Source organism: Streptomyces sp. NPDC058045, assembly GCF_042885635.1.
GTDB lineage: Bacteria > Actinomycetota > Actinomycetes > Streptomycetales > Streptomycetaceae > Streptomyces.
Genome location: NZ_JBHVRR010000059.1, coordinates 17,799 through 31,118, shown reverse-complemented (window position 1 = coordinate 31,118; position 13,320 = coordinate 17,799). Strand labels below are relative to the sequence as shown.

The 13,320-nt window shown below is 72.9% G+C and carries 14 protein-coding genes; 9 read left to right on the top strand and 5 right to left on the bottom strand.

What is annotated here, in order from left to right:
• The first annotated feature begins 357 nt into the window (after positions 1–357).
• Together ACFVST_RS25670 and ACFVST_RS25665 are read left to right on the top strand one after the other, a co-directional pair.
• Positions 358–585: a hypothetical protein gene (locus ACFVST_RS25670; RefSeq protein ID WP_390155942.1), complete on the top strand. Its 228-nt coding sequence runs from the start codon at positions 358–360 to the stop codon at positions 583–585.
• A gap of 135 nt (positions 586–720) precedes the next feature.
• Positions 721–1,371 carry an HU family DNA-binding protein gene (locus ACFVST_RS25665; protein ID WP_390155941.1) on the top strand — a complete coding sequence of 217 codons (651 nt, stop codon included), beginning with the start codon at positions 721–723 and terminating at the stop codon, positions 1,369–1,371.
• A gap of 141 nt (positions 1,372–1,512) precedes the next feature.
• Here ACFVST_RS25665 and ACFVST_RS25660 read toward each other — a convergent pair whose 3' ends face one another.
• Entirely contained in the window at positions 1,513–1,716 is a 204-nt protein-coding gene (locus ACFVST_RS25660; protein WP_390155940.1) for a cold-shock protein, read from the bottom strand.
• Between the two features lie 48 nt (positions 1,717–1,764).
• The gene (gene cofC, locus ACFVST_RS25655; RefSeq protein WP_390155939.1) at positions 1,765–2,412 is read right to left on the bottom strand and encodes a 2-phospho-L-lactate guanylyltransferase; all 648 of its coding nucleotides are present in this window, start codon (positions 2,410–2,412) and stop codon (positions 1,765–1,767) included.
• Between the two features lie 213 nt (positions 2,413–2,625).
• On the opposite strand from cofC, the gene ACFVST_RS25650 reads away from it, so the two are divergent.
• From ACFVST_RS25650 to ACFVST_RS25640, 3 genes are all read left to right on the top strand, one after another.
• The gene (locus ACFVST_RS25650; RefSeq protein ID WP_390155938.1) at positions 2,626–3,435 is read left to right on the top strand and encodes a lysophospholipid acyltransferase family protein; all 810 of its coding nucleotides are present in this window, start codon (positions 2,626–2,628) and stop codon (positions 3,433–3,435) included.
• Positions 3,432–4,454 (top strand): NAD(P)H-dependent glycerol-3-phosphate dehydrogenase, encoded by a 1,023-nt coding sequence (locus tag ACFVST_RS25645; RefSeq protein ID WP_390155937.1) that lies wholly within the window; start codon positions 3,432–3,434, stop codon positions 4,452–4,454. Before ACFVST_RS25650 ends, ACFVST_RS25645 begins: the two co-directional genes overlap by 4 nt.
• A 93-nt stretch (positions 4,455–4,547) precedes the next feature.
• Positions 4,548–5,705: a D-alanine--D-alanine ligase family protein gene (locus ACFVST_RS25640; protein WP_390155936.1), complete on the top strand. Its 1,158-nt coding sequence runs from the start codon at positions 4,548–4,550 to the stop codon at positions 5,703–5,705.
• 67 nt (positions 5,706–5,772) lie between these two features.
• Here ACFVST_RS25640 and ACFVST_RS25635 read toward each other — a convergent pair whose 3' ends face one another.
• On the bottom strand, positions 5,773–6,267 hold the full coding sequence (locus ACFVST_RS25635) for a DUF3515 domain-containing protein (RefSeq protein WP_390155935.1): 495 nt from the start codon (positions 6,265–6,267) through the stop codon (positions 5,773–5,775).
• Between the two features lie 20 nt (positions 6,268–6,287).
• The gene (locus ACFVST_RS25630) at positions 6,288–6,521 is read right to left on the bottom strand and encodes an Lrp/AsnC family transcriptional regulator (protein WP_390155934.1); all 234 of its coding nucleotides are present in this window, start codon (positions 6,519–6,521) and stop codon (positions 6,288–6,290) included.
• 256 nt (positions 6,522–6,777) lie between these two features.
• Here ACFVST_RS25630 and ACFVST_RS25625 point away from each other — a divergent pair, with 256 nt between their 5' ends.
• Both ACFVST_RS25625 and thiD read left to right on the top strand, forming a co-directional pair.
• Positions 6,778–7,743, top strand: a complete 966-nt coding sequence (locus ACFVST_RS25625; RefSeq protein ID WP_390155933.1) for a thiamine-phosphate kinase — start codon at positions 6,778–6,780, stop codon at positions 7,741–7,743.
• Positions 7,740–8,564, top strand: a complete 825-nt coding sequence (gene thiD, locus ACFVST_RS25620; RefSeq protein WP_390155932.1) for a bifunctional hydroxymethylpyrimidine kinase/phosphomethylpyrimidine kinase — start codon at positions 7,740–7,742, stop codon at positions 8,562–8,564. The genes ACFVST_RS25625 and thiD overlap by 4 nt, the downstream gene beginning before the upstream one ends.
• A gap of 138 nt (positions 8,565–8,702) precedes the next feature.
• Here thiD and rpmB read toward each other — a convergent pair whose 3' ends face one another.
• The gene (rpmB, locus tag ACFVST_RS25615; protein ID WP_390155931.1) at positions 8,703–8,888 is read right to left on the bottom strand and encodes a 50S ribosomal protein L28; all 186 of its coding nucleotides are present in this window, start codon (positions 8,886–8,888) and stop codon (positions 8,703–8,705) included.
• 248 nt (positions 8,889–9,136) lie between these two features.
• Between rpmB and ACFVST_RS25610 the strand changes: the two genes are divergently transcribed.
• Positions 9,137–10,837 carry a DAK2 domain-containing protein gene (locus ACFVST_RS25610; protein WP_390155947.1) on the top strand — a complete coding sequence of 567 codons (1,701 nt, stop codon included), beginning with the start codon at positions 9,137–9,139 and terminating at the stop codon, positions 10,835–10,837.
• 136 nt (positions 10,838–10,973) lie between these two features.
• Positions 10,974–13,241, top strand: a complete 2,268-nt coding sequence (recG, locus tag ACFVST_RS25605; RefSeq protein WP_390155930.1) for an ATP-dependent DNA helicase RecG — start codon at positions 10,974–10,976, stop codon at positions 13,239–13,241.
• Positions 13,242–13,320: the final 79 nt, after the last annotated feature.

Here is a 13,320-nt window from a genome sequence, read left to right as displayed (position 1 = left end):
CCCACCCTGATCCTTGAACGGCGCGCCATCGGGCGCCCGGCGCGGGGGGGCCCCCCCCCCCCCACACGGGGGGGGGCGCCAGCACCACCGGCCCCCCCCCCCCCTCGGGGGGGGCCCACTTCCGCGTACCGAGCTATGGGCCGGCGTGTGTCCGGGCCCACGTTCCGCCATCCGCGTGCCGCTGTCGCATGGCGCGTTCGGAGCGGTAATCTGGCCCCCAACTCCCTTGACAGGGAAGGGCGTAGAGGTCTGGGAGGGGCGGGGTGGCAGTGCTCGAAGAAGCCTCATCACTGCAGGACAGAGTGCCAGTTGCCCCCTGCGGAGGCGACAACTCGCCCCAGATGGCACAATCGGTGCATGGATCGCGGCGACCAACTGGAGCTCTACGAACGAGTCGCGGACCAACTCAAGGTCGCGCACGACAAGGTGCGTGCACTGCAAGTCCCGGAGAGCGTACGGGTGGCGCTGACCCGGAAGCTGCTGGTCATTACGGCCGCGGCCAAACACGATCTGGCCGCCGCGGAGCGGCGTCTGACACAACTGAACGCGGACCTCGACGAGGGCCGATTCCCTGACGGCGGTTGAACGCCCGGCGGGCCCGAGTCTGTTGCGGCACAAGGGTGATTAGCCCGTTTCGTGTTTGATTTGCGGTATATATCTGCCTAACGTGCGAAAAAGCTTGAACACATTCGTTCCGGCGATGTCTCCGAAGGGGAAGACGTGAACAAGGCGCAGCTCGTAGAAGCGATTGCCGACAAGGTCGGTGGACGCCAGCAGGCGGCGGACGCCGTGGATGCCGTCCTGGACGCCATCGTCCGCGCGACTGTCGCGGGGGACCGGGTCTCGGTGACCGGTTTCGGGTCGTTCGAAAGGGTCGACCGCCCCGCCCGCTATGCCCGTAACCCGCAGACCGGTGAGCGGGTGCGGGTCAAGAAGACCTCGGTGCCCCGCTTCCGGGCCGGGCAGGGCTTCAAGGACCTGGTGAGCGGCTCGAAGAAGCTGCCCAGGGGCGGCGAGGTCGCCGTGAAGAAGGCGCCCAAGGGCAGCCTCACCGGCGGCACCAAGGCCACCGCCAAGGCCGTCGCCAAGAAGGCCGGCGCGAAGAAGGCCGCCGCCAAGAAGGCCACTTCGCGTACGACCGTCGCCAAGAAGGCGGCCGCGAAGAAGGCCACGGCGAAGAAGGCCACCGCCAGGAAGACCGCCACCAAGGCCTCCGCGGCGAAGAAGTCCGCGGCCAAGAAGACCACCACCAAGAAGGCCACCGCGAAGAAGACCGCGCCGGCCAAGAAGGCCACCGCGAAGAAGGCGCCGGCCAAGAAGTCGACCGCCCGCAAGACCACCGCGAAGAAGGCCACCGCCCGCAAGCGCTAGACGGCGCCTCCCCGGAGCGTCTTTCCCGGAGCCGTGTGCGGCTTCAGCTTCAGGGCTTGCGGCGGGCCGTCACCGCGCCGGGCCGGACTCCCGAGTGGAGCCCGGCCCGCCGCATGTCCGGGGTGCGTCCGCGGCCGCCCGTCAGAGGGTGGCCAGCGTGACGAGGGTGATCCGCGGCCCGTTGGTGTCCTCCGCGGTCTCGATCCGCACCCGCTGCCCGGGCCGCAGCAACAGCAGCCCACCCGCGTCGAACGCCGCCGCGTCGAAGGGCACCGGAGTGCCGTCGTCAAGCAGCACACTGCCGCTGCGGGTCTCGGGGTCGTACGTGTACGCGGTGGCCTGCATGGCCGCAGCCTATGCACAGCGGCGCCGTACAGCGCGGGCGGGCGGCGGTCAGTCGGGGACGAACCGGTCGGGGATGAGGAGGCCGGCCGCGGCCGCGGCGGTGCGCGGGCCCACGCCCAGCGACAGCGCGGCGCGCAGATCGGCGCCGGTGTCCACGTCCCGGCGTACCGACTCCACCTGGTCCGGGGCGAGTTCGACCGCGCCCGAGGCCAGATGCCGGAGGCGGGAGGCGCCGCCGAAGAGGGGGCGCAGCGGGGTGCCGGGGGCCGCCGCCAGCAGGGTCGTACCGGTGCCGGCGGTGTCTGCGAGGAAGGCGCGGGGGGACGCGGCGGCGGTCAGTACGCGGCCGAGTTCCGCGGTGCGCAGTGCCGGGAGGTCCGCGTTGAGCGCGGCCACGGCCGCCGTGGGGCGTTCGCCGCGTACGGCCGCCTCCCCGTGCGAGAGCGCCGCGTTGAGACCGCGGCGGGGTGTGTCGGGGATGATCGTGGCGCCCAGGGCGCCCAGTTCGCGCCCGGCGAGGGCGTCGTCGGTGATGACCACCACATCGCGGACCGAGGAACAGGCCGTGGCCGCCGCCACCGTGTCCGCGGCGAACGCCAGCGCCAGACCGGGCCGCAGGCCGTCGCCCGCGGTGTCCGAGAGTCTGCTCTTCGCCCGCACCAGGGGTTTCAGCGGGATCAGCAGGGTCCACTGCACGGGCGCTCCGTCTCGTCGGCCGGTGTCCATTGTCCCCCGCCGGCCGCGCCGCCCGCCGTGACCTGCGCCGCGGGGCCGGGGCGGCTGTCGGAGGCCGGGCGTACGGTGTTCTCGACAGACCGGCGGCCCGGGGCGAGACTTGTGCCTCTCACACCCTGCTCGGCGAGCGGCTGAGCGCTCACGATCCCGGGCCCACTAGAGGAAGGTGCACGTGTGTCCCGCCGCAGAATCGGCTTCTGGTACCGCCTTGCGGCAGTCCTCTGCAAACCGCCGCTGATGGCTTTGCTGAAGCGGGACTGGCATGGAATGGAGAACATTCCGGCCGACGGCGGATTTATCACCGTGGTGAATCATAATTCCCACATCGACCCCGTCGCCTATGCCCACTTTCAGTACAACACCGGGCGCGTTCCGCGTTTCCTCGCCAAGCACGGTCTATTCAAGAAGGGATTCATCGGCGCCGCGATGCGCGGTACCGGTCAGATTCCCGTCTACCGCGAGAGCACGGATGCGCTCAGTGCGTTCCGGGCCGCGATCGAGGCGGTGGAGCGCGGTGAGTGCGTCGCGTTCTATCCGGAGGGCACCCTCACCCGCGACCCGGAGTTGTGGCCCATGGCGGGCAAGACGGGCGCCGCCCGCGTCGCCTTGCAGACCCGCTGCCCGGTCATCCCCGTCGCCCAGTGGGGCGCCAACCTCCTGCTGCCGCCGTACTCGACGAAGCCGTCGCTGTGGCCGCGCAAGACGCACCGGGTGCTGGCCGGGCCGCCGGTCGATCTCTCGTGCTTCTACGACCTGGAGGCGACGCCGGAGGTCCTCAAGGAGGTCACCGAGGTCATCATGGCCGCCATCACCGCCCAGCTGGAGGTGATCCGCGGCGAGAAGGCGCCCGCCGTCCGCTACGACCCGCGCCTCGTCCGGATCGAGCAGCGCCGCCGCACCGCCGCCGAACACGGCACGGACAGCGTGCCGGACGCCCCCGGTGACCCGTCCGCCCCCGGCGCGGGAGCGGGGGCGGGCACATGAGCGCAGCCGCCCACCGCCCGCCGCGCGCCGCGGTCTTCGGCACCGGATCGTGGGGCACCGCCTTCGGGATGGTGCTCGCCGACGCGGGCTGCGAGGTCACCCTCTGGGGCCGCCGCCCCGAGCTGGCCGAAGCGGTCAACTCCGGCCGCAGCAACCCGGACTACCTCCCCGGCGTGCGTCTGCCCGCCTCGCTGCGCGCCACCACCGACGCCGCGGAGGCCGCGGCCGGCGCCGACTTCACCGTGCTCGCCGTGCCCTCCCAGACACTGCGCGCCAACCTCGCCGACTGGCGCGGACTGCTCGCCCCCGACACTGTCCTCGTCTCCCTGATGAAGGGCGTCGAACTCGGCTCCGCGATGCGGATGAGCGAGGTGGCGCGGGATGTGACCGGGGTGCCGGAGAGCCGTATCGCCGTCGTCACCGGGCCGAATCTGGCGCGGGAGATCGCCGCCCGGATGCCGGCCGCGGCCGTGGTCGCCTGTACCGACGAGGACGTGGCCCGGCGGCTCCAGTCCGCCTGCCACACCCCGTACTTCCGCCCGTACACCAACACCGATGTGATCGGCTGCGAGTTGGGCGGTGCGGTGAAGAACGTGATCGGGCTGGCCGTGGGGATCGCGGACGGGATGGGGCTCGGGGACAACTCCAAGGGCTCGCTGATCACCCGGGGCCTCGCCGAGACCACCCGGCTCGGACTGGCCATGGGCGCCGACCCGATGACGTTCTCCGGTCTCGCCGGCCTCGGGGATCTGGTCGCCACCTGCTCCTCGCCGCTGTCGCGGAACCACACCTTCGGTACCAACCTCGGCAAGGGCATGACGCTGCAGGAGACCATCGCCGTCACCCGGCAGACCGCGGAGGGCGTCAAGTCCTGTGAGTCCGTGCTGGATCTGGCGCGCAGGCACGGCGTCGACATGCCCATCACGGAGACCGTCGTCGGCATCGTGCACGAGGGCAAGCCACCCGCGGTGGCGGTCAAGGAGCTGATGTCGCGCAGCGCCAAACCGGAGCGCCACTGACGTCCCGGGGCGCCACCGCGGCCCCGGCGGCGACGCTCGACCGGCCCCTCATGCGCTGACGCGGTCAGTGCCAGAAGGTACTCTCGACGCGATATGGACAGCGAGAACTCCCCCCAGAGCCCTGAGTCCCCCGCGAGCCGCAAGCCGCGTGTCGCGGTCGTCTTCGGGGGCCGCAGTTCGGAGCACGGCATCTCGGTCGTCACCGCCGGTGCCGTGCTGCGCGCCATCGACCGCGGCCGCTACGACGTGCTGCCCATCGGCATCACCACGGACGGGCGTTGGGCGCTGACCGCCGACGAGCCCGGCAAGATGGCCATCACCGACCGGCGGATGCCGAGCGTCGCCGAGCTGGCCGAGTCCGCCGAGGGCGGTGTGGTGCTGCCGCTGGCCCCCGGCGACCGCGAGGTCGTCCACACCGAACCGGGCGCCGTGCCGAAGGTCCTCGGCGAGGTCGACGTCGTCTTCCCCGTACTGCACGGCCCCTACGGCGAGGACGGCACCCTCCAGGGGCTGCTGGAGCTGTCCGGTACGCCCTATGTGGGCAGCGGGGTGCTCGCCTCGGCCGTCGGGCAGGACAAGGAGTACATGAAGCGGGTGTTCACCTCCTTCGGGCTGCCCGTCGGCCCGTATCTGGTGATCCGGCCCGGTGAGTGGGCGCGGGACGAGGCGGGGGCGCGGGCCCGGATCGCGGACTTCGCCGGGGAGCACGGCTGGCCGCTGTTCGTGAAGCCGGCCCGGGCCGGTTCGTCCTTCGGCATCACCAAGGTCGAGTCCTTCGCCGGTCTCGACGAGGCGATCGCCGAGGCGCAGCGCCACGACCCGAAGATCCTGGTGGAGTCGCTGCTGCGGGGGCGCGAGATCGAGTGCGGGGTGCTGGAGTTCGAGGACGGGCCGCGGGCCAGTGTGCCGGCCGAGATCCCGCCGGTGCAGACGCACGACTTCTACGACTTCGAGGCCAAGTACATCGACTCGGCGGCCGGGCTGGTGCCCGCGCCGCTGACCGCCGAGGAGACCGCCGAGGTGCAGCGGCTCGCGGTCGCCGCCTTCGAGGCCGTCTCCTGCGAGGGCCTGGTGCGGGCCGACTTCTTCCTCACCGACGACGGCTTCGTCATCAACGAGATCAACACCCTGCCCGGCTTCACGCCCATCTCCATGTACCCGCGGATGTGGCAGGAGAGCGGTGTGGACTATCCGGAGCTGGTGGACCGGCTGGTGCAGGCCGCGCTGCGCCGCTCCACCGGACTGCGCTGAGCCGACTCAGCGCCGAGTCAACTCGGCCCCGGGGCGCGGCGGTTGGTCGCGCCCCGGGGCCTTCGACTCAGTCGGCGACGCCCTTGGGGATGGTCTTGCGGATCGCGGGGGCCAGGTCGGTGAGCGGGCCCGCGCCGTCCTTCGCCAGTGACTTCGGCAGCGTCACCTCGACATAGGCCCGGCGCAGCGCGGTGGTGAAGCGGTGCGAGCCGTCGTCCTGTTTCTCCACCAGCCAGCCCACGCCGTTCACTTCGCCGCCCACCGAATCGTCGGCGTCCATCGCCTCGGGCCTGGGCACTCCGCAGCGCAGTATGATCGCCGGATCACCCCACCCCGCGGTCAGCGTGGAGCGCGGCTCGGGGTCGTGGCGGTCCCGCCCGTCGACCCGCTCCGGAAGCGCCCGGTCCAGGTCCCGGCAGAGCGCCGCGGTCTGCCGTCCCGGAGTGGGAACCGCAGTGTCCGCACTCCCGTCATCGGAGGAGCAGCCCGCCAGTACGGGCAGCAGGACGACAAGGCCCGACGAGGCGGCGAACAGACGGGACCGGCGGTGAGGAGAAGTCACCGGCCCAGCGTAGACGGGGGCTAGAGATGGACGACCGGGCAGGTCAGAGTACGGGTGATGCCGTCCACCTGCTGGACTTTGGCGACCACCATGCGGCCCAGCTCGTCCACCGTGTCGGCCTGCGCGCGCACGATCACGTCGTAGGGGCCGGTCACGTCCTCGGCCTGGATCACCCCCGGTACCCGGCCGATCGTCTCGGCGACGGCCGAGGCCTTGCCGACCTCGGTCTGGATCAGGATGTACGCCTGTACCACGGAACCTCCAGGGCGGCCGCCGGGATCGGGGGGATCCAGGGGATCATGGGGGGAGAAGGGACGCCACGTTACCGCGTCGCCACTGTCCGCGGGGAGACCCGCAGCAGCAGTGGTGCGGTGACGACGGTGACCCGGGCGGGTACCCGGGGCGGCCCCCGCCACACGGCACAGGCCACCATGGACCCGGCACGGCACGCACACCGCAGGCTCGACGCAGGCGACACCGGGGGACCGGCGTAGAAGGGGCAGGACCACAATGAAGGGAAGCGTGGGGGAGTTGGGGGAGTTCGGGCTCATCAGGGAGCTCACGTCCCGGCTCACCACCACCCCGGCCGTCAGGATCGGCCCGGGCGACGACGCCGCGGTGGTGACCGCACCCGACCGCAGGGTCGTGGCGAGTACCGATGTCCTGCTGGAGGGGCGGCACTTCCGCCGCGACTGGTCCACCGCCTACGACGTGGGCCGCAAGGCAGCCGCGCAGAACCTCGCCGACATCGCGGCGATGGGCGCCGTCCCCACGGCGCTGCTGCTCGGTCTGGTGGTCCCCGCCGAACTCCCCGCGGCCTGGCCCGTGGAGCTGATGGACGGCCTGCGCGACGAGTGCCAGGTGGCGGGTGCGGCCGTGGTCGGCGGCGACGTGGTGCGCGGGGACAGCATCACCGTCGCCATCACCGCCCTCGGCGACCTCCGCAACCACGAGCCGGTGACCAGGTCCGGCGCCCAGCCCGGGGACGTGGTCGCCGTCACCGGCTGGCTCGGCTGGTCGGCCGCCGGGCACGCGGTGCTGTCCCGCGGCTTCCGCTCCCCGCGCGCCTTCGTGGAGGCTCACCGCAGGCCCGAACCGCCGTACCACGCGGGCCCCGCGGCCGCCGGGCTCGGTGCCACCGCCATGACCGACGTCAGCGACGGGCTCATCGCCGACCTGGGCCATATCGCGGAGGCCAGCAAGGTCCGGATCGACATCCGCTCCGGTGCCGTGGACGTGCCGTCCCAGATGCACGACATCGGGCAGGCCACTGGCGTCGACCCGATGCAGTGGGTGCTGACCGGCGGCGAGGACCACGCCATGGTGGCGACGTTCCCGCCGGATGTGAAACTGCCCGCCCGCTGGACGGTCATCGGCGAGGTGCTGAACCCTTCGGCGCTGCCGCAGATCACCGTGGACGGGGCGCCCTGGACCAGCAAGAGCGGCTGGGACCACTTCGGCGGCATCGAGTCATGAGCCCCGCCCCGCCCCCTGTCTCCGCGCCGCCCCGGGTGCTCACCGTGGCCGGTTCCGACTCCGGGGGCGGCGCCGGGATCCAGGCCGACCTGAAGACCATGCTCGCCCTCGGGGTGCACGGGATGAGCGTGCTCACCGCCGTCACCGCGCAGAACTCCCTCGGCGTGCAAGGCACTTGGGAGCTTCCGGTGGACGCGGTTCGGGCCCAGTACCGCAGTGTGGTGGACGACATCGGGGTGCAGGCCGTCAAGACCGGGATGCTGTCCTCCGCGGTCCTGGTGGAGACCGTCGCCGGACTCCTCGCGGGGACGGCGGCGCCGGTGGTGGTCGACCCGGTCGGTGTCTCCAAGCACGGCGATCCGCTGCTCGCCGAGTCCGCCCTGGACGCGGTACGCACCGAGCTGCTGCCCACCGCGACCGTCGCCACCCCCAACCTGGACGAGGTCGCCCAACTCACCGGCGTACACGTCGAGTCCGAGGACGGGATGCTGCGGGCCGCGGACGCGGTACTCGGCTGCGGGCCCCGCTGGGCGCTGATCAAGGGCGGGCACCTCGGCGGGTCAGGACCCGAGGCGGTGGACCTGCTCACCGACGGCTCCGAGCGGCACTGGCTGCGCGCCCCGCGCCACGGCAACCGGCACACCCACGGCACCGGTTGCACCCTCGCCTCCGCCCTCGCGGCCCGGCTCGCCTCGGGCGATCAGGTACCGGAGGCGGTGGCCGCCGCCAAGGAGTACGTCACCGGGGCCATCGCCGCCGGATTCGGCCTGGGCGAGGGCATCGGACCGGTCGACCACGGCTGGCGCCTACGCCGGCCCTGAGACCCCAACAGCGGTCCGTATGCGGGCCGTTACTCTCCGGGCAGCCGGAGAGGCCCGCGGACATACGAAAGAGCCGGCCCTCCCGGAGGAGGACCGGCTCCTTGCAGCAACCGGCTGGGTGGCCGCCGCGCTAACGCGTCAGCGCGAGACCTTCCCGGCCTTGATGCACGAGGTGCAGACGTTGAGCCGCTTCGGCGTCCCACTGACCACGGCACGCACGCGCTGGATGTTCGGGTTCCAGCGGCGCGGAGTACGGCGGTGCGAGTGGGAAATGCTGTTGCCGAAGCCCGGCCCCTTGCCGCAGACGTCGCAGTTGGCAGCCACGGGTCACTCCAAAGACTTCAGATGCACGTACGGTTGATTCCCGGCAGCCGGGAATCGGATCGAGTGATCTGAGTGGCGGTGCCAGGGGAAGGCCCGAAGGTATCGGGCAACCGAAGCAGCATACAACGGCTGCCGCGGTACAACGAAACTACCACGGTCCCCGGAGACCCCTGCCCGGGTCTGGGTCTACGCTGCGTCCCAGGCCGGCAGGCGAGCAGCAGGTGAGCACAGACCACGGGGAGGCGCGGGTGCCGCAGCAGAACGAGCGGCCCGCGGGCTCCGCCGCGCACCGCCCGGCGGCGGGCGGCGTACTCGACGCCGCAGCGGTACGCGCCTGGTGCGGGCACACCCTGGACGCCCTGGGCCGGGCCCGCGAGGAACTGGACGCGATCAACGTCTACCCGGTCGCGGACGGGGACACCGGCACCAACCTCTATCTGACCGCCGAGTCCGCGGCCGCCGCGGTGGAGGCCGTCTTCGACGGGCTCGCCCCCGAACTGCCCTCGCCCGCCGAGGCGTTGGGCGCCATGGCACATGGCGCCCTGCTCGGCGCCCGCGGCAACTCCGGCACCATCCTCGCCCAACTGCTCCGCGGTATGGCCCGCGAACTCAGCGGCCCCGAGCCCGCCTCGGGCCCCGCACTGGCCCGCGCCCTGCGCCGGGCCGCGGCCGCCGGGTACGAGGCGGTGGCGCACCCCGTCGAGGGCACCGTCCTCACCGTCGCCACCGCCGCCGCGGACGCCGCGGCCGCCTCCTGCGAGGGGAGCGGCGCCGGCTGCGACGCGGTGGCGCGGGCCGCGTACGACGGGGCGCGCGCCGCGCTCGCCGGGACCACCGGGCAGCTCGCCGCACTGGGCCGGGCCGGGGTGGTGGACGCCGGGGGCCGGGGCCTGGTGGCGGTACTGGCGGCGCTGGTCACCGCCGTCACCGGCAGCCGCCCCGCCCCCGAGCCACCCGCCGCCCGGCCGCGACCGGCACCGGACGGGGACCCGGGCCGCCCCTGCCCGCCAGACGCCGGGACCGAAGCCGAGACCGGGCCCGGCTATGAGGTGATCTACCTGCTGGAGGCCGAGGACGCGGCCGTGGACCGGCTGCGGGCCCGCCTCGACCGGCTCGGGGACTCCCTGGTGGTGGTCGGCGGCGACGGGCTCTGGCACATCCATGTCCATGTCGACGACGCGGGCGCCGCCGTGGAGGCCGGGGTCGAGGCGGGCCGGCCGCACCGCATCCGCATCAGCCACTTCGGCGCCCCCGCCGCGCACGCCACCCCGGGCCGGGCACCGGAACGCGACCGGGCCGTGGTCGCCGTCGTCCCCGGCGACGGCCTGGCCGGCATGTACGGCGCGGCCGGTGCGATCACCGTCCGCAACCGGCCCGGGGAGCCGCCCGCCAGTGGAGAACTCGTGGCCGCGATCCGCCGCGCCCTCGCCACCGAGGTGGTGCTGCTGCCCAACGACACCGGGCTGCGGCACACCGCGGCCGCCGCCGCCGAGGAGGCCCGCACCGAGGGGATCCGGGTCGCCCTCATCCCCACCCGGTCCGCGGTCCAGGGCATCGCCGCGCTCGCCGTGCACGACCCGCGGCGCCGCTTCGACGAGGACGTGGTCGCCATGACCTCGGCCGCGGGCGCCACCCGCTACGCCGAGGTCACCGTCGCTGAGCAGCGCTCCTGGACCACGGCCGGCATCTGCCAGGCCGGGGACGTCCTGGGGCTGATCGAGGGCGATGTGGCGGTCATCGGCGGCGATCCGGCCGAGGTCGCCACCAGGGTCCTGGACCGGATGCTGTCGGCCGGCGGCGAGCTGGTCACCCTGGTCCTCGGCGACCAGGCCGGAGCGGGCCTCGCCGACCGGCTGGAGCGGCATGTGTCGGCGGGGCACCTGGCGGTGGACACCGTGGTCCACCAGGGCGGCCACCAGAGCGAACTGCTGCTGATCGGCGTGGAGTAGGGGCTTGCGGGGACTGGATTCGGCAAGGGACAGCGTATGTCCGCCGGGCCGGATCGGGGAGTTTTCCACAGGGGGCGGGGGTGGACCAGGGTGGTTGTCCACAGGCTGCGACGCGATGTCGGCGCCGTGGTGTGCAATGGGAGATGTGCCCGCGCTCCAAGAACCTCTCAGGAAAGTGATCGGCTCCGCCACCGCGAAGGTGATGGCCGACCACCTCGGCTTGCACACCGTCGGCGACCTGCTGCACCACTACCCGCGCCGCTACGCCGAACGCGGTGAGCTGACCCGCCTCGCCGAGCTGCCCCTCGACGAGCATGTCACCGTCGTCGCCCGGGTCGCCGACGCCAGGCTGCACACCTTCCGCGGCCGAACCGGCGGCGGCCAGCGGCTGGAGGTGACCATCACCGACGGCAGCGGCCGGCTCCAACTCGTCTTCTTCGGCCGAGGCGTCCACAAACCGCACCAGGACCTGCTGCCCGGCACCCGCGCGATGTTCGCCGGCAAGGTCTCCGTCTTCAACCGCCGTCTTCAACTCGCCCATCCCGCCTACCAGTTGCTGAACGACGAAGATCCGGAAGACGCGGCGGACGCCGCAGGATCCTGGGCGGGCGCGCTCCTCCCCATCTACCCGGCCACCGCCAAGCTGGAGTCCTGGAAGATCGCCAAGGCGGTGGACGCGGTCCTGCCGAGTGCGAGCGGCGCGGAGGACCCGCTGCCGCCCGCCCTGCGCGAGGGCCGCGGCCTGGTCCCCCTCACCGAGGCCCTGCTCAAGATCCACCGCCCGCACACCAAGGCCGATGTGGCCGACGCCCGCGCCCGCCTCAAATGGGACGAGGCCTTCGTCCTCCAGGTCGCCCTGGCCCGACGCCGGCACGCCGACACCGAGCTGGCCGCCACCCCGCGCCGCCCCGCTGCCGACGGACTGCTCACCGCCTTCGACGCCAAGCTGCCCTTCACCCTCACCGACGGCCAGCAGCACGTCTCCGCCGAGATCTTCGACGGCCTCGCCGCCGCCCACCCCATGCACCGCCTCCTCCAGGGCGAGGTCGGCTCCGGCAAGACCATGGTCGCGTTGCGCGCCATGCTCGCCGTGGTCGACGCGGGCGGGCAGGCCGCGATGCTGGCGCCGACGGAGGTCCTCGCCCAGCAGCACCACCGGTCCATCACCGAGATGATGGGCGAGCTGGCGAGCTGGGGACTCTGGCGCGAAGCACCCGAGGGCGCGACTGGCGACTTCGAGCACGCCACCAAGGTGGTGCTGCTCACCGGCTCCATGGGCGTCCCCGCCCGCCGCCAGGCCCTGCTCGACCTGGCCACCGGCGAAGCCGGCATCGTCATCGGCACCCACGCCCTGATCGAGGACAAGGTGCAGTTCCACGACCTGGGCCTGGTCGTCGTGGACGAGCAGCACCGCTTCGGCGTGGAGCAGCGCGACGCCCTCCGCGGCAAGGGCAAGCAGCCCCCGCACCTGCTGGTGATGACCGCCACCCCCATCCCGCGCACCGTGGCCATGACCGTCTTCGGCGACCTGGAGACCTCCGTCCTCGACCAGCTCCCGGCCGGGCGCTCGCCCATCGCCAGCCATGTGGTGCCCGCCCAGGACAAGCCCCACTTCCTCACCCGCGCCTGGGAACGTATCCGTGAGGAGGTCGGCAAGGGCCACCAGGCCTATGTGGTCTGCCCCCGCATCGGCGACGAGGAGGACCAGCCGGGCACCAAGCCGAAGGGCCGCGCCAAGGCGAAGGACGGGGCGGACGACGGCGCCGAGGGACCGGACGGCGGCGACAAGCGGCCCCCGCTCGCCGTCCTCGACATCGCCGAGCAGCTCGCCCGCGGCCCCCTGGACGGCCTGCGGATCGAGGCCCTGCACGGCAGGATGCCGCCGGAGGACAAGGACGCCGTGATGCGCCGCTTCGCCGCCGGCGAGACGGACGTACTGGTCGCCACCACCGTCATCGAAGTCGGGGTCAACGTCCCCAATGCCACCGCCATGGTGATCATGGACGCGGACCGGTTCGGCGTCTCCCAACTGCACCAGTTGCGCGGGCGGGTGGGCCGCGGCTCCGCCCCCGGGCTCTGCCTGCTGGTCACCGACATGCCGGAGGCGAGCGACGCCCGCGCCCGGCTGAACGCGGTCGCCGCCACCCTCGACGGCTTCGAGCTCTCCCGGATCGACCTGGAGCAGCGCCGCGAGGGCGACGTCCTGGGGCAGGCCCAGTCCGGGGTGCGGTCCTCGCTGCGGATGCTCGCCGTCATCGAGGACGAGGAGATCATCGCCGAGGCACGCGCCGAAGCCGCCGCCGTGGTCGCCGCCGACCCGGAGCTGGCCGCCCTGCCCGCCCTGCGCACCGCACTCGACGCCCTCCTCGACGAGGAACGCGAGCAGTACCTGGACAAGGGATGAGACAGCCGCCGGGCCGAGGCACCGGGCGCCCGCCGCCCGGGGAGCGGTGCACCCCGCGGCATCGGGCGCCATATCGTGG